The following is a 16,669-nucleotide window of genomic DNA, read 5'->3' as shown; positions in this document are numbered from 1 at the left end:
GCTGCCCGGCCTTGCGCTGTTTTCCTGACCGCGTTCGATGGTGTGTTTCCAGACCGTACTCTCCCGCTCCCCGTAYGGTTCCCCTGGAGACTGCCCTATGCTGCTGCCCCGCGTTGCCACCCTCATTACCGGCCTGAGCCTTGGCGCCCTGGCGCAGGCGGCCCCGACGGTCTATCCACTGACCGTCGAAAACTGCGGCAGCACCCTGACCTTCCAGCACGCACCGACGCGCACCGTGACCATCGGCCAGGCCGGCACGGAGATGCTCTACGCCATGGGACTGGGCGACAAAGTCGTCGGCACCTCACTGTGGTTCAACAATGTGCTGGCCAAATACAAGGCACAAAACGACCAGATCGAGCGCCTGGCTGACAACGAGCCGAGTTTCGAGTCGGTAATCGGCAAGCGTCCGGAACTGGTCGCCGTGGAACTGGAATGGATGGTCGGCCCGCAAGGCGCGGTGGGCACGCGCGAGCAGTTTCATGAACTGAAGATTCCAACGTACCTGCTGCCTTCCGATTGCGAAGCCAAGGACAACCTCGTCGGCGCCGATGGCACGCGACTGGCGCCGTTTCGCATCGAGACGATTTACAAAAGCGTGAGCCAACTGGCGCAGATCTTCGATGTTCAGGAGCGTGGCCAGCAGCTCAATGATCAACTCAAGGCCAGTCTCGCCAAATCGATTGCCACCGCCCAAGGCAAACAGCTCAAAGACGCCAGCGCGCTGGTGTGGTTCTCCAGCGCACAAATGGACATCGAGCCGTTCGTGGCCGGGCACAAAGGCGTTCCCGATTTCATGCTCAGCACCCTCGGCGTGCGCAACGTGGTGGCGTCCGATGAGGAGTGGCCAACCGTCGGTTGGGAAACCATCGCCAAGGCCAATCCGACCTTCCTGGTCATCGCGCGCATGGATCGTCGACGTTTCCCCGCCGACGACTATGAAAAGAAACTCGCCTTCCTGCGCAGTGATCCGGTGACGCGCAACATGGACGCGGTGAAACACAACCGCATCATCATTGTCGACGCCATGGCCCTGCAGGCGAGCCTGCGCATGTTCGAGGGCATTGAGCAATTGGCCACGGCTATCAACGGCTATGACCTGTCGCAATGAGTGCCAGCCTGATCCGCACGCTCCTGGCCCTGGCGACCCTGTTGATTGCAGTGGTCGCCGGCGTGGCCATCGGTGAAACCTCGATTGCACCGGACGTGGTGTTGCAAGTGCTGGCGAACAAATTGTGGGGCGCCGGGCATGTCCTCGACCCGATCGATGAAGGCATCGTCTGGAACTACCGCCTGACCCGGGCATTGGTCGCGGCGGCATGCGGTGCAGGGTTAGCGACCTGCGGAGTGATTTTGCAGTCGCTGCTGCGCAATCCGTTGGCCGATCCCTATCTGCTGGGCATTTCTGCCGGCGCCTCGACTGGGGCAGTGATGGTCGCGCTGCTTGGCGTAGGTGCCGGGATCATCTCGCTCTCGGTCGGTGCCTTCGCCGGCGCGGTCACGGCGTTCGTGCTGGTGATTGTGCTGGCGCGGGTCAGCGGCTCGGCCAGCGGTACCGGGCAGATCATTCTCGCGGGGATCGCCGGTTCGCAGCTGTTCAATGCGCTGACAGCGTTTCTGATCACCCGCTCGGCCAGCTCCGAGCAGGCGCGCGGGATCATGTTCTGGTTGCTGGGCAATCTTGGCGGCGTGCGCTGGCCATCGGTGTGGCTGGCGGTGCCAGTGGCCGTGTTGGGGTTGGTTGTGTGCCTGTGGCATCGGCGGGCGCTGGATGCGTTTACCTTTGGTGCGGATTCGGCGGCGTCGCTCGGCATTCCGGTGCGGCGTGTGCAGATTCTGCTGATCGGTTGTGCAGCGCTGGTGACGGCAGTGATGGTGTCGATTGTCGGCTCGATCGGTTTTGTCGGTCTGGTCATTCCTCATGCCGCGCGTCTGTTGCTGGGCACCGGTCATGCGCGGTTGCTGCCGGCCAGTGCGTTGGGTGGCGCGGTGTTTCTGATAGCCGCCGATGTGCTGTCGCGCACACTGATCAAGGGCCAGGTGATTCCGGTCGGGGTGATTACCGCGCTGGTCGGCGCGCCGGTGTTCGCCTTGATTCTGGTCGGCCGCAGGTCGGCACGATGAACAGTGTCTTGAGTTGTTCCGGCCTGAGCTTCAGGGTGCGCGGCGCCGAGTTGCTCAACGGTGTCAGCCTTGAGGTTCAGCGTGGCGAAACCCTGGGCATTGTCGGGCCGAATGGCGCGGGCAAATCCACTCTGTTGAAGTTGCTGGCCGGGCTGCGTGAACCGAGCGCTGGCCAGGTGCTGCTTGAAGGTCAACGCCTGGGCAAAATGGCCCGACGCAGCATTGCGCAAAAGCTTGCGGTGGTTGAGCAACAAGCTGATACCGACGATGGCATTCGCGTGTTCGACGCAGTGGCGTTGGGGCGTACGCCGTGGTTGTCGGCGCTGCAACCGTGGTCGCAGGCCGACGACGCGATTGTTCAGCAGGCGCTGACCGACGTTGACGCAATGCACCTGCGCACGCGTTTGTGGCGCAGCCTGTCCGGCGGTGAACGGCAGCGGGTGCACATCGCCCGGGCACTGGCGCAGCGGCCGCAGATTCTGTTGCTCGACGAGCCGGCCAATCACCTCGACATTCAGCATCAACTGACCATTCTCAACGTGGTGCGGGCGTTGCCGGTGACCACGCTGATCGCTCTGCATGATCTCAATCAGGCGCTGAAGTGTGATCGTCTGGCGGTGCTGGAACGCGGGCGGCTGGTGGCGTTGGGCGAACCGTTGGCGGTGCTGACGCCGCAGCGCTTACAGGAGACGTTCGGGGTCAGGGCGCATTACCTGACGGACCCGTTCGATGGGGCGCAGATTCTCAGATTTCACTCATGACGTTGTGCATGTGGGTTGTTTGCCAGACCGGGTCAGCGTCGACGTCGATAATCTTGAAGCCTTGGCGCTGCCAGAATTCGATGGCGCCCGGCAGAAATGGATGGGTGTGCAGGTAGATCACTTCTACTTCGCTGGCGACTGCCAGATCTTTGATTGATCGATATAGCGCACCGGCCAGACCTGAGCGGCGCTGCGATGGAAGGACAAACAGCCGTACGATTTCCACCACTTTAAGGTCCGGATAAGGCAAGTGCGGGAAGCGTCGGTCGTAAGGATGATAGCCGATCGAGGCCACGATCTGCCCTTCATGGCGAGCGATCAGAAAGCGCCCTGCCCCACGCAGATAAACCTCGGCAAAACGCGCCAGATCGTCAGGCATGCCGGTCGCGCTGAGCTTGGGGAAAAGCTCGGCGCGGGCCTTTAGAACAAAATCCAGCACCTCGGGAATGTCTGCGTCAGACACGGTTTGGATAACGGGTTGATGATTCATGCAGCGGCAAACACCTGGATTGCGGCTGGCCACAGTAGCAACAACAGGTCCCGCGAGGCCATCCAGAATTTCATGACTTGCCCAAAACCCTGTGGGAGCGAGCTTGCTCGCGAAGGCGGCAGATCATCCAACATTGATGTTGACTGAATGGACGCTTTCGCGAGCAAGCTCGCTCCCACAGGTGTTGTATTTCATGCAAGCCGAGCGTTATGCCAGCTCTTTGCGCAGTTGCCGGGCGGCGGTAACCATGTGCACCAGCGCCGCTTCGGTTTCTGGCCAGCCACGGGTTTTCAAACCGCAATCCGGGTTGACCCACAGGCGTTCTGCCGGAATCCGCTTGGCAGCCTTGCGCAGCAAATTAGCCATTTCCGAGGCATCCGGGATGCGTGGCGAGTGGATGTCGTAGACGCCCGGGCCGATTTCGTTCGGGTAGGCGAAGGCTTCGAAGGCATCCAGCAACTCCATGTCGGAACGCGAGGTTTCGATAGTGATCACGTCGGCATCCATCGCTGCAATCGACTCAATCACATCGTTGAATTCGCTGTAGCACATGTGCGTGTGGATCTGCGTTTCGTCACGCACACCGGAGGCGCATAGGCGGAATACTTCCGTCGCCCAGTCCAGATAAGGCTGCCACTGCGCCTGACGCAACGGCAGACCTTCACGGAACGCCGCTTCGTCGATCTGCACGATCTTGATGCCGGCGGCTTCCAGATCGACCACTTCATCGCGGATCGCCAGCGCCAGTTGCCGGGCCTGCACTTCACGGCTGACATCCTCACGCGGGAACGACCACATCAGCATGGTCACCGGGCCGGTCAGCATGCCTTTCATGACCTTGTCGGTCAGACCTTGGGCGTAGCGAATCCACTCGACCGTCATGGCTTTCGGGCGGCTGAGGTCGCCGAAGATCACCGCCGGTTTCACGCAACGCGAACCGTAGCTCTGCACCCAGCCAAACCGGGTGAATACGTAGCCGTCGAGTTGCTCGGCGAAGTACTCGACCATGTCGTTGCGCTCGGCCTCACCGTGCACCAGCACATCGAGGCCCAGACGTTCCTGGATTTCCACCGCGTGGCGAATCTCGCTGTGCATGGCTTCGGTGTATTCGGCTTCGGTCAGCTTGCCCTGTTTGAACGACTGACGAGCGAGGCGGATCGACGCGGTTTGCGGGAACGAACCGATCGTCGTGGTCGGGAACAGTGGTAGATCAAGACCTGCGCGCTGTTTGGCGATGCGCTGGGCAAACAGCGACTGACGCTGGCTGTCCTTGGCCGTGATCGCCGCAACTCGCGCCTGAACCGCAGGTTTGTGAATGCGCGGGGAAGCTGCACGTGCAGCCTGCACCGAGCGACTTTCAGTCAATGCACGTAGCACTTTCGGCGCTTCCGGCTGATTGACGGCATGCGCCAGAACCGCCACTTCTTCGCACTTCTGTACAGCGAAGGCCAGCCAGCTTTTCAGCTCGGCATCGAGTTTGTCTTCACGGCCCAGATCCACCGGGCTGTGCAGCAGCGAACAGGACGGCGCGACCCACAGACGCTCACCCAGACGCTCATGAGCATGGCGCAATGTCGCCAAGGCGTTTTCCAGATCGCAGCGCCAGACATTCCGCCCGTTGACCACGCCCAGGGACAACACTTTGTAGGCCGGCAGACGATCGAGAATGGTCGGGTACTGTTCCGGCGCGCGGACCAGATCAATGTGCAGACCATCAACCGGCAGGTTCGCCGCCAGACCAAGATTTTCTTCCAGACCACCAAAGTAAGTCGCGAGCAGTTTCTTCAGTGGATCACGCTGAATCTGGTTGTAGGCACGCTCGAACGCGTTCTTCCATTCCTGCGGCAGATCAAGGACCAGAATCGGCTCGTCGATCTGTACCCATTCCACACCTTGAGCGGCGAGGCGCGCGAAGATCTGCCCGTACAGCGGCAGCAAACGATCGAGCAATTCCAGCTTGTCGAATTCCGCGCCCTTGGCCTTGCCCAGCCACAGATACGTCAGTGGGCCGATAATCACCGGTTTGACGTTGTGGCCCAGCGCACGGGCTTCTTCGACTTCTTCGAACAACTGCTCCCAGCCCAACTGGAACTGTTGATCCGCACTGAATTCCGGGACCAGGTAGTGATAGTTGGTGTCGAACCACTTGGTCATTTCCTGGGCGTGCGCACCGCCGCAGCAACTGTCGCTGACGCCACGGGCCATGCCAAACAGGGTTTGCAGATTGGCTTTGCCGTCGTGTGGACGGAAGCGCTCAGGGATTACGCCAAACATCAGCGAGTGCGTCAGCACTTGGTCGTACCAGGCGAAATCGCCGACCGGAAGCAATTCGATACCGGCGTTTTTTTGCAGGTCCCATTGGGCCTTGCGCAGTTCACGGCCAACATCACGCAGGCCGGCCTCGTTCAGTTCTCCTTTCCAGAACGCCTCTTGCGCTTTCTTCAGTTCGCGGTCGCGACCGATGCGCGGAAATCCAAGGGAATGGGCCAGTGCCATAACAAACAACTCCAATGTCCTGTTGATGGCGGCCATTGTCGGCATCGGTCACTGGTGAGACAAACTCATTTTAATCGCGATCAACACGAGTTTCCCTCATGATCAAAAGATTGCTGCTTGTCGCTTGTAAACACTCCGTAGCCGAGAGCGCGCGTGAAGGATGAACGGTTTTTTGCGCCAGGGAATTTCTCGCCAATTCAAGCTGTTCGTCGCCCTGAAGACGCCCTTTGAAAACTCAATGACGCCTCTGTGTAAACGTACTCGAACCCGCCCCGGCAGGTCTCTGATTTCGATCTATGGTTAGATCGAAATGGCAGCATTTGCGGCCGACTAAAGGTTGCGACAGCTGATGTCTGAGCCTATGTTGCACGCGAGTCTTTTCCCCGCGATTGGAACGCGATCAACACCATTAAGAGGTGAAGAAATGTCAAAGGAATCACGCCCTGCCGTACTTGGGCTGATAGGCAACACTCCGCTGGTTCAAGTCACTCGTTTCGATACTGGCCCGTGCACACTGTTTCTCAAGCTCGAATCGCAGAACCCCGGTGGTTCGATCAAGGACCGTATCGGTCTGGCCATGATCGACGCTGCCGAGCGTGATGGTCGTCTGCAACCCGGCGGCACCATCGTTGAGGCCACCGCCGGCAACACCGGCCTGGGCCTGGCACTGGTGGGCCGCGCCAAAGGTTATCGCGTGGTGCTGGTGGTGCCAGACAAAATGTCCACCGAGAAAGTCCTGCACTTGAAGGCCATGGGCGCCGAAGTGCACATCACCCGCTCCGACGTCGGCAAGGGCCATCCCGAGTATTACCAGGATGTCGCCGCCCGTTTGGCGAAAGACATTCCCGGCGCATTCTTCGCCGACCAGTTCAACAACCCGGCCAACCCGCTGGCCCACGAATGCAGCACCGCGCCGGAGATCTGGGCGCAGACCGAACATGACCTGGACGCGATCGTCGTCGGTGTCGGTTCGGCCGGTACGCTGACGGGCCTGAGCCGCTTCTTCAAACGCGTGCAGCCGGATCTGGAAATGGTCCTCGCCGATCCGGTCGGTTCGGTGATGGCGCAATACAGCCGCGACGGTTCTCTGCCCAAGCCCGGTTCATGGGCCGTGGAAGGCATCGGCGAGGACTTCATTCCGTCGATCACCGACCTCTCCAGCGTGCGCCACGCCTATTCGATCAGCGATGAAGAAAGCTTCGCTCACGCCCGCCAGTTGCTCAAGGCCGAAGGCATTCTCGGCGGCTCGTCGACCGGCACTCTGCTCGCTGCGGCGCTGCGTTACTGCCGCGAACAGACCGAGCCGAAACGTGTGGTCAGCTTCGTTTGCGACACCGGCACGCGTTACCTGTCGAAGGTTTACAACGACCAGTGGATGACCGATCAGGGCCTGTTGCAGCGCAAGGGCTACGGCGATTTGCGCGACTTGATCGCCCGGCGTTTCGAGGACGGCCGCGTGATCAGCGTAGGCCCGGATGACACCCTGCTCACCGCATTCCAGCGCATGCGCCTGGCGGATGTCTCGCAACTGCCGGTGCTGGTGGAAGGCAAGCAACTGGTCGGGGTGATCGACGAATCAGACATCCTGCTGGCGGTGCACGAAGACGCCGCCCGCTTCAGCCAATCGGTGTCCAGCGTGATGACCGACAAACTGCAGACCCTCGCCCCTGGCGCCAGCCTCGCTGAACTGGAAGCGGTGCTCAGCCGTGGCCTCGTCGCAATCATTGCCGATGCATCGGGCTTCCATGGCCTGATCACCCGCACCGACATGCTCAACCAATTACGGAGATCCCTCGCATGAGTCAGCACGACGATAAATCCCAAGGCTTCGCGACCCGGGTGATCCACGCCGGGCAGGAACCGGACCCGACCACCGGCGCGCTGATGCCGCCGATATACGCCAACTCCACCTATCTGCAAGACAGCCCCGGCGTGCACAAGGGTTTCGATTACGGCCGCTCGCACAACCCGACGCGTTTTGCCCTGGAGCGTTGCGTGGCGGACCTTGAAGGCGGCACCCAGGCGTTTGCGCTCGCCTCCGGGCTGGCGACGATTTCCACGGTGCTCGAACTGATCGATGCCGGTTCGCACGTGATCTCCGGCAATGACTTGTACGGCGGCACGTTCCGCCTGTTCGACAAGGTCCGTCAGCGCAGTGCCGGACACCGTTTCAGCTACGTCGATCTGACTGACCTGGCGGCGTTCGAAGCGGCGCTGCAGGACGACACACGCCTGGTGATTGTCGAGTCACCGACCAACCCGCTGCTGAGCCTGTCGGACCTCGCCGCTATCGCCCGTATCTGCCGCGCTCGCGGGATTATCAGCGTGGCCGACAACACCTTTGCCAGCCCGTATATCCAGCGGCCGCTGGAGCTGGGTTTCGACATCGTGCTGCACTCGACCACCAAGTACCTGAACGGTCACTCCGATGTAATCGGCGGCATCGCCGTGGTCGGCCAGAACCAAGAACTGGCCGAGAAGCTGGGCTTCTTGCAGAACGCGGTCGGTGCGATTGCCGGGCCGTTCGATGCATTTCTCACCCTGCGCGGGGTGAAGACTTTGGCCCTGCGCATGGAACGTCATTGCAGCAACGCACTGGATCTGGCGCAGTGGCTGGAGCAGCAACCGCAGGTCAAACGGGTCTACTACCCGGGGCTGCCGTCGCATCCACAGCATGAGTTGGCCAAGCGCCAGATGCGTGGTTTTGGCGGGATGATTTCGGTTGATCTGAACAGCGATCTGGACGGTGCGCGACGCTTCCTCGAGAACGTGAAAATCTTCGCCCTGGCGGAAAGTCTCGGCGGTGTTGAAAGCCTGATCGAGCATCCGGCGATCATGACTCACGCGACCATTCCGGCTGATACCCGGGCGAAACTGGGGATCGGCGATGGCCTGGTGCGTCTGTCGGTGGGCGTCGAAGACGTCGAAGACCTGCGTGCTGATCTGGCGCAGGCGCTGCAAGCGATCTGACCTGGCAAGAACGACAAAGCCCGCTTCGTGCGGGCTTTGGTGTTCGAGCAGGCGGCCAGTGCTGGTCTCTGGCTTACAAGGTTTATCGGGCTTCCCACAGTACCGGGTCAAATTGAAAAGGTACGGCCTCGGCTGCTTCACACGGCATAAGGGCTGGATCTCAGCGCGGAGATCTTTCTAACCGTGTACCTTTCGGAGCGCGCCCCACGCCCCCTTGCTATCCGATTGCGCATCAGTCTGCGTCTTCGCCTACATCTTTGAGCCTAGCAAAGGCTCCACGAACCTGTTCAGTGTTTTTAGACGGATTTCTTTTTTGCCCGTGGCTGCAAGGAAGCGAAACGACTATCCCCTTACCCTTCGTCCTTCCGGCCAATGGCCGGCAAATGCCCATCTATGCTGGAACAGTTGCCTTTGCGCAGCCGCTCTGTTCGCGCAATGGATAATATTTTTACGGCTGCGCTCTGCAACACGTTTTACTGAATGAATGCGCGGGGCCGGCGGCTTTCGTAAAACTTACAAGTTTTGCCACATTGCTGCTGAGATAGAGGCCATCGCTCAGTCATAAAAAAACCGAAAGCCTTGTCCAGGCTTTCGGCGTGTTGTCTTGCAGATGTTCACGCAGCGTTGTAGGCCGCTACATCAAGCTCAATCCATGGACACCCGCTTACCCATAAACTGCAGGCCATCTGACGTTCCAAGCACTCGCAAAGCCTGTTTGTAGCCATAGAACTCGCCTGGGTCATCACCTGCTGGGATCGTGTCGAGACCATTCACAACGGCCGTATGCTCGCCGAAGCACAAGAAACGCGGAGCGTAAGGCGTTGCTCCATCAGAGACATAAAGCACTGGGGATTTTTGGTCTCGATGCTGCCGCCAAGAGAAATATGACCGAACCGCTCCGGCAAGCACCTCACTCGCGGGATCGTTTCTAGAGAATAAAACCACATAAGGACGCCACAGACTTTCGTGTTCGCACGACACACCAACATCAAATTTTCGGCTGTTCAAGGTGTTGATCAGATCCAGTACGGTACGCTCATCATCTTTCTCGATTTTGGGAACCGAGTCGTATGGCCAGGACTTGTCGTCGGTAACCCACAGCGGCTGCGCATTGTAATACGCCAGGTGTTTGGCAGCTTCATTCACTGAATAGAACGGAATAGGTTCAAACCCGTTTCTGCTCCCCATTTGATTGCGCGATTTTGCGTTTTCGTGAGCACTGCGCGTTAGGGCGTCTGCCCACCCGCTGTGTTTAAGGTTCTCCTGGATGTTCTTTGGCAGTACATCGGTGATCGCTTCAACCCACCACCTTGCCTCAGTACTGATCGATACTGGTAGATTCCGGTCACGCAGATCTAATGAGCGGAAACCATCCAGAACATCCTCGGCACCAAGCCTTTTGATGGCACCGTAAATTATCGTGTCCTGAAGCGAAGCCGCTTCCGTCTCCACCAGGATTAAACCAGGTAGCTTCTTGAGGCTCATTTGCTCGAAAAAAAGAACCAGAGCGGCGTCTATCGAGTGTTCTTGCTCGCCGGTGAAAACAACGGGACCGTTCTCCGTGTACTCAATACCCAACCGGTAAATTGCATTGAGTACATCCTGGTGCCGATCGTTGCGTCCAAGAATAGTCCAGAACGGGGCTTGTTTATCCATACCCAAGCGCTGGGCTAGATTCTCGACGTCAGAAAGGGATTTGAATCCTCGCGAAACGGCCACAGCCTGTTGGCAGACCTTCAGCGGATACTCTGTTCCGAATACGTGCCCGGAGTGTTTTTGGAGGCGTTTTGCATCGCGTTTTAACGCCGTTACGTTACGAACAACGGTCGCGGTGAGGCTACGAATCAGGGTTATCGCCATAAATTCCTCTTGGTGCTTATAGGCACCTTACGGTCATAAATGCTGGCTCTTGGTGAAGATGTACTTCAGCCGGGTTGAGCCGTGAGTGCTGCAGTGCGTCCCTCTCAGGTTTCAATGCGCCGCACTAGCGCAGGCGTGACGGTAATTCAATTCTTCGGGTAAGCGCAACGTCGTGAGGTTGAAATAGCGTTTTCCGACGACCTGATTCAGGCGTTTCCAACTGTCTCTGCTCTGCTTGAGCGACGTATAATCATGATTGTGCAGGGCACTTTTAGCCCACCCTGCGCGCGAAGTGACTCAGCGTAGACTCGACAACACAAGTGTCGAAATATTCGCCTGCTGCGCTTCGCCCCTTAGTGTCAAACATTATATGGAATACGGCGCTCGCCTCTTAACTACACAGGGAAGGAAAATGAATCATTATAAAAATATAATTAAATCGATTACAGGTTTGCTTTTTTTATTTAATTCAGTCACTGCATTAGCAGTGCTTACGCCAAAGCAACAGGCAGCCAAGGAACGCGGCATTTCACTATACAACCAGGAACAAAATGCAGAGCCTGAAYTGCGCATTGCCGCTGAGGCTGGCGATGCAGAAGCACAATTTTATTTGGCGGAACAACTTCGCCAACTGGAACTTAATAAAACATCAGATTCGAAAGAGTCGCTAAAGTGGTTCGTGGCTTCTGCTAATCAAGGCAATTTGTTCTCCCTCTATCAGTTGTCTCACAACGTCAAGCTGTGTGTTATCGCTTCACTTTGTCCAAAAGGGGAAAAAAGCTGGAATGAATGGCATCAAGAGTTTAAAAAAACGTTAATGGAGAAGTTCGCCTCAAATGACTTACAACAACTAGGCGAACTAAATGACTGGGTGGCCAAGTCGGATGTTGTAGGAGAGTGGTTTCATCTACAGGATGAGCTTCGGTATGCAAAATACCACCGGGTGGAAGATACTCGTGAGTGGCTGGTAAATTCTGCTAATCAAGGAAATTTTAACTCCCTGCTTCGTCTGGCTCTAAGTGATGGAGATACATTATGTACCATCGTCGAGAATTGCCCGAAAGGAGATAAAACCCAGCGCGAATGGAAATTAGAATTTGAGAAAACCGCAAAGGAAAAAATTGCCTCCGGCGACATGGAAGCCGCCTATTTATTATACGTAGGCAATTCTGATCTTAATATGCTGATTAAGTCAGCAGAGGGAGGCTACCCATTCGCACAATATCAGCTTGCCAGGAGTTACTCAGCTGGCGAGGGCTTTTTTTGGTGGTTTGGGCAGCGCCGCAAAGAAGTCATCAAGTGGTATAAGCGAGCGGCTGAAAATGGCTATCCAAAAGCAATGGTTGAATATGCAGCCTCTATTTATGAAGATAACGGAGATCTATCAGTTTCCCGGTATTGGCTAGAGGAATCTGCGAAGGTGGGTGACAAAAACGGTATCGCTTTACTTGCTCGAGAGTATGCAAGCAATCCAAATTACTATGGCTTTCCATTTGATCTGGTGAAGGCTTATGGCCTTATCTTCTTTTTAGCGGGCCTGGATAATGACAAGTATGAAATAGAGGACAATCGGGAGACATTAGAAAATTATTCTGAAAAAATGACACCCGAACAAATCGAGCAAGGCAAAGCCTTTGCCGAAAAATGGAAGGTCGCTCACCCGCTTGAAGGCATTCAATCCCAGCGGCCAGCGGGATCGGAAACAGGTGGCAAGCTTCGTGCGTCAAGTCGCTGAGGCCATGGTTGTAATTGTCGCATGCGATCAGTGACGACTTACTGCAGATCCTGCCATCTGGCCAGTAACACAACAATCCTGTGGAAGCCGAACTTGCTCGTGAAGGCTTCGGCACGTTCAAACCATCGTGGCAGACACACCGCTTTCACGAGCAAGCTCTGCTCCAAGGATTCGGTCGCTTGGAAGTGAGGTGTCAGCTCACGGGTCGACTTGCGCCATCAGCTCGGGCACCGATTCCGGGCGTTTCGCATAACGCTGCGCCAGCACCGCACAGACCATCAACTGGATCTGATGGAACAACATCAACGGCAGAATCAACACGCCAATCGTGCTACCGGCAAACAATACCTGCGCCATTGGCACGCCGGTGGCCAGACTCTTTTTCGAGCCGCAGAACAGAATGGTGATGCGATCTTCCTGGCTGAAGCCGAACGCCTTGCCCAACAGCGTCGACGCCAACAGCACCAGCGCCAGCAGAATGCAGCAGACCACCACCAGCCCCAGCAGATCGACCACGGGAATCTGATGCCAGATACCTTCGTTGACCGCCTCGCTGAACGCGCCGTAAACCACCAACAGAATCGAACCCTGATCGACAAACTTCAGCCAGTTCTTGTTGCGTCCGACCCACGCACCAATCCAGCGACGGGCGATCTGCCCGGCAATGAATGGCAGGAGCAATTGCACGCTGATTTTCAGGATCGCATCCAGCGTCGAACCGCCATCACCGTGGACGTCGAGCAACAGCGTCACCAACAGCGGCGTGAGGAAAATCCCGAACAGGCTCGACGCCGCCGCGCTGCAAATCGCCGCCGGAATATTCCCCCGCGCCAGCGAGGTGAAGGCGATCGCCGACTGCACCGTGGCCGGCAATGCGCACAGGTAAAGCATGCCCATGTACAGCTTGTCGCCGATCAGCGGTGACAGCAGCGGTTTCAGCGCCAGGCCCAGTAGCGGGAAAAGGACAAACGTCAGGCCAAACACCAGCAAATGCAGGCGCCAGTGGCCGGCGCCAGCAATGATCGATTCGCGCGAGAGCTTGGCGCCATGCAGGAAAAACAGCAGGGCGATGGCGATGTTGGTCAACCAGCCAAAGCCGACGGCGACCTGGCCGCTCGCCGGCAGGAAACTGGCCAGCAGCACGACGCCAATCAGCGTCAGGGTAAAGTTGTCAGGCAAAAAACGTGGGCGAGTCATGGTCGGTTCATCCGGGGGTTGCCAGTGCGTGCCGACGACTCTAACGTGACTGCCAATTACCGACTAACGCCGAAGGGTCACAAGATGCCGCCTAAAGGACATGAGAAAAGCGTCCGTCGCAGCATTCCCGGGCTGCCCAGCCTGCCGCGTCCTCTCTACGGCCGCACCGAATCGCTGCCCAATCGCGCCCTGACCCGGCGGCATAGTCACCCGTGGGTGCAGCTGTCCTACGCGATTCAGGGCGTGCTGGAAATCCAGACCAGCGCCGGCCGCTTTGTCGCTCCGCCGGAGCGCGCCGTGTGGATCCCGGCGGGTGTGCCGCATCGGGTGTTCAGCTCGCCGCACACGGAAATGCGCAGTCTCTACATCGATTGCAGCGTCGCCGGATGGGCGCTTGAGCGCTGCCATGTGCTCGGTGTCAGCGACCTGCTCCGGGAATTGATTCGCGCGTTCAGTGAGGTTCCGGTGGAATACGAGCAAAGCGGCCCGCACGGACGTCTGGCCCAGGTCATCCTTGATCAATTGGCCGAGGCGCCGCAGATCGATCTGATGCTGCCGTTGCCACAAGACGCCCGCTTGAAGCAGATCTACCAGAGCCTGGAGCAACACCCGGAACAGCAGACCACGCTGAGCCACTGGAGCGAGAAGTTCGGCGTCACCGAAAAGACCCTCACCCGCCTGTTTCAACGCGACACCGGCCTGACCTTCCGCGCCTGGCGCCAGCGTTTGCGCCTGCTCGGTGCACTGACACCGCTGGAAAAAGGCGAACGCGTCACCGACGTTGCGCTGGCCTGTGGTTACGACTCGACCTCGGCGTTTATCGCTGCGTTTCGCCAACAGTTTGGCGAAACGCCGGGGGAGTTTTTTCGCTGATCAGCGATCCGCCAGTGCTTCCAGCAAGTCCGCTGACGGCACGAAATACAGGCTGCCAGTGACGGCGGTGCTGAAATCCAGCAACTTGTCGTAATTACCCGGTGGCTTGCCGACAAACATGTTTTCCAGCATCTGCTCCATCGGCTCCGGCGAGCGCGCGTAGCCGATGAAGAAGGTGCCGAACTCCCCTGCCCCCGGCCGGCCGAACGGCATGTTGTCACGGAGGATTTTCACTTCCTCGCCGGCTGCGTTGGTGATGGTGGTCAGTGCGCTGTGCGAGTTGCTCGGTTTGACCGCGTCATCCAGTTCGATATCGGAGAGCTTGGTGCGACCGATAACGCGCTCCTGTGCTTCAACACTCAGGCCGTTCCACGCGGTCATGTTGTGCTGGTATTTCTGCACCAGCACGTRGCTGCCGCCGCTGAACTCGGGGTCTTCGTCACCGACGATGGTGAAGTTGACCGCTTTGCGCCCGACCGGGTTTTCCGTGCCGTCGACAAAACCGATGATGCTGCGCATGTCGAAATAGCGAAATCCTTGAACCTCATCGACCACCGTCACCGCCTCGCCGAGAACCGCCATGATTTGCGTGGCCAGTTCAAAACACAGGTCCATTTGATCGGCGCGAATGTGCAGCAGCAGATCGCCCGGGGTTGCCGGAGCGTGCCGCCCTTCCTCGCCAAACTCGCGAAAATCGTGCAGCGACGCAGGGCGCGGATGGCCAAACAGGCGATCCCAGGCGTTCGAGGAAAAGCCGCAGATGCAGGTCAGATTGCCGGTCGGTACGCGCTTGCCAACCGAACGCACCAGCCCGGCAACATCGCCGCACCAGTCTTTGACGGTTTGCGCGGTTTCAGGCCCGGCATTCAGCGTCGCGACGATGAAAATCGCACTGCTGGTGATCGGACTGCACACCGCTTGAGGTTCGAGAATGTCGGTATTCATCGCTGAAAACATTGCTCCGTAAAAAATGCCCGAGCTGATAACGAGGGCAGATAGTTCGTTTTTATCGAACTGTTGCGTAGAAATAAACGATTTTTCTTTGCCGCAAACTCGTCGCTAGCATGGCCTCGTCTGACCCCAATCCAAGAATAGACAGGGAGCGTGACATGCCAGCCACCAACATCAATATCGGCGAACCGTGGATGTGGGCCGCCTTCATCGTCTTCGTGCTTGCCATGCTGGCATTGGACCTGTTTGTCTTCGGTGGGCGCAAGGCGCACCGGGTATCGGTTCGCGAAGCCTTGTCCTGGGTCATCGCCTGGTGCCTGCTGGCACTGAGTTTCGCGGCGCTGCTTTGGTGGTATTTGCACGGTGCGTTCGGCGCTGACATTGCCCGGCAGAAAACCCTCGAATTCCTTACCGGTTATCTGATCGAGCAATCGCTGTCGATCGACAACATGTTCGTCTTCGTGATGATCTTCAGCTACTTCGCCGTACCTCCGGAGTTACAGCGGCGGGTGCTGCTGTACGGCGTGCTCGGGGCGATCGTGATGCGCGCGGTGATGATTTTCGCCGGCGTGTGGCTGGTGTCGCAGTTCGAGTGGCTGCTGTACGCGTTCGGCGTGTTCCTGATCATCACCGGGATCAAGATGCTGGTGTTTGCCGACCACCAGCCAGACTTGGACAAGAATCCGTTGCTGCGCTGGGTGCGCGGGCATATGCGCATCACCAGCAGCTTTCATGGCGAACGGTTTTTCGTCTTGCAGAATGGCGTGCGCTGGGCCACGCCGATGTTTCTGGTGCTGGTGCTGATCGAGGCCAGTGACCTGATGTTCGCGGTCGACAGCATCCCGGCGATCTTCGCCGTGACGACTGATCCGTTCATTGTCTTCACCTCGAATATCTTCGCGATCATGGGCCTGCGCGCGCTGTATTTTCTGCTGGCAGATATGGCGGACCGCTTTCACTTGCTCAAGTATGGGTTGGCGATTGTGTTGGTGTTTATCGGCGGCAAGATGGTGTTGATGCCGTGGTTGCACATGCCGGTGGAATGGTCGCTGGCGGTGGTGGGTGGGGTGATCCTTGGCTCAGTCCTGCTCAGCTTGGTCATGACCAGAGATGCCGAGCGCCGCACGGAATGACACACCACAAAACCTTGTAGGAGTGAGCCTGCTCGCGATAGCGGTCTGCCAGTCAACACAGCGGTCTGCCAGTCAACAC

Annotated in this window: 13 protein-coding genes; 8 read left to right on the top strand and 5 right to left on the bottom strand. The window is 58.1% G+C overall.

What is annotated here, in order from left to right:
- Positions 1 to 97 precede the first annotated feature (97 nt).
- The 3 genes from AC1DVF_RS20085 to AC1DVF_RS20075 are packed head-to-tail and all read left to right on the top strand — an operon-like array spanning position 98 to position 2,885.
- Positions 98 to 1,111, top strand: a complete 1,014-nt coding sequence (locus AC1DVF_RS20085; RefSeq protein WP_116256660.1) for an ABC transporter substrate-binding protein — start codon at positions 98 to 100, stop codon at positions 1,109 to 1,111.
- A gap of 8 nt (positions 1,112 to 1,119) precedes the next feature.
- On the top strand, positions 1,120 to 2,124 hold the full coding sequence (locus AC1DVF_RS20080) for a FecCD family ABC transporter permease (protein ID WP_175559651.1): 1,005 nt from the start codon (positions 1,120 to 1,122) through the stop codon (positions 2,122 to 2,124).
- The gene (locus tag AC1DVF_RS20075) at positions 2,121 to 2,885 is read left to right on the top strand and encodes an ABC transporter ATP-binding protein (protein WP_460128209.1); all 765 of its coding nucleotides are present in this window, start codon (positions 2,121 to 2,123) and stop codon (positions 2,883 to 2,885) included. The genes AC1DVF_RS20080 and AC1DVF_RS20075 overlap by 4 nt, the downstream gene beginning before the upstream one ends.
- Here AC1DVF_RS20075 and AC1DVF_RS20070 read toward each other — a convergent pair.
- Positions 2,869 to 3,375, bottom strand: coding sequence for a GNAT family N-acetyltransferase (locus tag AC1DVF_RS20070; protein WP_460092202.1), 507 nt, complete (start codon positions 3,373 to 3,375; stop codon positions 2,869 to 2,871). The two genes, AC1DVF_RS20075 and AC1DVF_RS20070, sit on opposite strands and share 17 nt — an antisense overlap.
- 207 nt (positions 3,376 to 3,582) lie before the next feature.
- Positions 3,583 to 5,871: a 5-methyltetrahydropteroyltriglutamate--homocysteine S-methyltransferase gene (gene metE / locus AC1DVF_RS20065; protein ID WP_477783032.1), complete on the bottom strand. Its 2,289-nt coding sequence runs from the start codon at positions 5,869 to 5,871 to the stop codon at positions 3,583 to 3,585.
- A gap of 424 nt (positions 5,872 to 6,295) precedes the next feature.
- Here metE and AC1DVF_RS20060 point away from each other — a divergent pair, with 424 nt between their 5' ends.
- Together AC1DVF_RS20060 and AC1DVF_RS20055 are read left to right on the top strand one after the other, a co-directional pair.
- The gene (locus tag AC1DVF_RS20060) at positions 6,296 to 7,672 is read left to right on the top strand and encodes a pyridoxal-phosphate dependent enzyme (protein WP_093437711.1); all 1,377 of its coding nucleotides are present in this window, start codon (positions 6,296 to 6,298) and stop codon (positions 7,670 to 7,672) included.
- Positions 7,669 to 8,841, top strand: a complete 1,173-nt coding sequence (locus tag AC1DVF_RS20055; protein WP_477783031.1) for a cystathionine gamma-synthase — start codon at positions 7,669 to 7,671, stop codon at positions 8,839 to 8,841. The genes AC1DVF_RS20060 and AC1DVF_RS20055 overlap by 4 nt, the downstream gene beginning before the upstream one ends.
- A 645-nt stretch (positions 8,842 to 9,486) precedes the next feature.
- On the opposite strand, the gene AC1DVF_RS20050 is transcribed toward AC1DVF_RS20055, so the two are convergent.
- Positions 9,487 to 10,701, bottom strand: coding sequence for a hypothetical protein (locus AC1DVF_RS20050; protein WP_477783030.1), 1,215 nt, complete (start codon positions 10,699 to 10,701; stop codon positions 9,487 to 9,489).
- A gap of 412 nt (positions 10,702 to 11,113) precedes the next feature.
- Here AC1DVF_RS20050 and AC1DVF_RS20045 point away from each other — a divergent pair, with 412 nt between their 5' ends.
- Positions 11,114 to 12,436, top strand: a complete 1,323-nt coding sequence (locus tag AC1DVF_RS20045; RefSeq protein WP_477783029.1) for a tetratricopeptide repeat protein — start codon at positions 11,114 to 11,116, stop codon at positions 12,434 to 12,436.
- Positions 12,437 to 12,634: 198 nt separating this feature from the next.
- Here AC1DVF_RS20045 and AC1DVF_RS20040 read toward each other — a convergent pair whose 3' ends face one another.
- Positions 12,635 to 13,633 (bottom strand): bile acid:sodium symporter family protein, encoded by a 999-nt coding sequence (locus AC1DVF_RS20040; protein WP_110720925.1) that lies wholly within the window; start codon positions 13,631 to 13,633, stop codon positions 12,635 to 12,637.
- An 84-nt stretch (positions 13,634 to 13,717) separates the two neighbouring features.
- On the opposite strand from AC1DVF_RS20040, the gene AC1DVF_RS20035 reads away from it, so the two are divergent.
- Positions 13,718 to 14,506 carry an AraC family transcriptional regulator gene (locus tag AC1DVF_RS20035; protein WP_099758770.1) on the top strand — a complete coding sequence of 263 codons (789 nt, stop codon included), beginning with the start codon at positions 13,718 to 13,720 and terminating at the stop codon, positions 14,504 to 14,506.
- Here the strand turns inward: AC1DVF_RS20035 and AC1DVF_RS20030 are convergent, their stop codons facing one another.
- Positions 14,507 to 15,451, bottom strand: coding sequence for a Dyp-type peroxidase (locus tag AC1DVF_RS20030; protein WP_477783028.1), 945 nt, complete (start codon positions 15,449 to 15,451; stop codon positions 14,507 to 14,509).
- Positions 15,452 to 15,615: 164 nt separating this feature from the next.
- Between AC1DVF_RS20030 and AC1DVF_RS20025 the strand changes: the two genes are divergently transcribed.
- Positions 15,616 to 16,590 carry a TerC family protein gene (locus AC1DVF_RS20025; RefSeq protein ID WP_477783027.1) on the top strand — a complete coding sequence of 325 codons (975 nt, stop codon included), beginning with the start codon at positions 15,616 to 15,618 and terminating at the stop codon, positions 16,588 to 16,590.
- Positions 16,591 to 16,669: the final 79 nt, after the last annotated feature.

This window comes from Pseudomonas sp. P4_D7 (assembly GCF_056401755.1).
The sequence above is the reverse complement of the archived record's forward strand: the minus strand, read 5'-3'. Positions and strand labels throughout refer to the sequence as shown.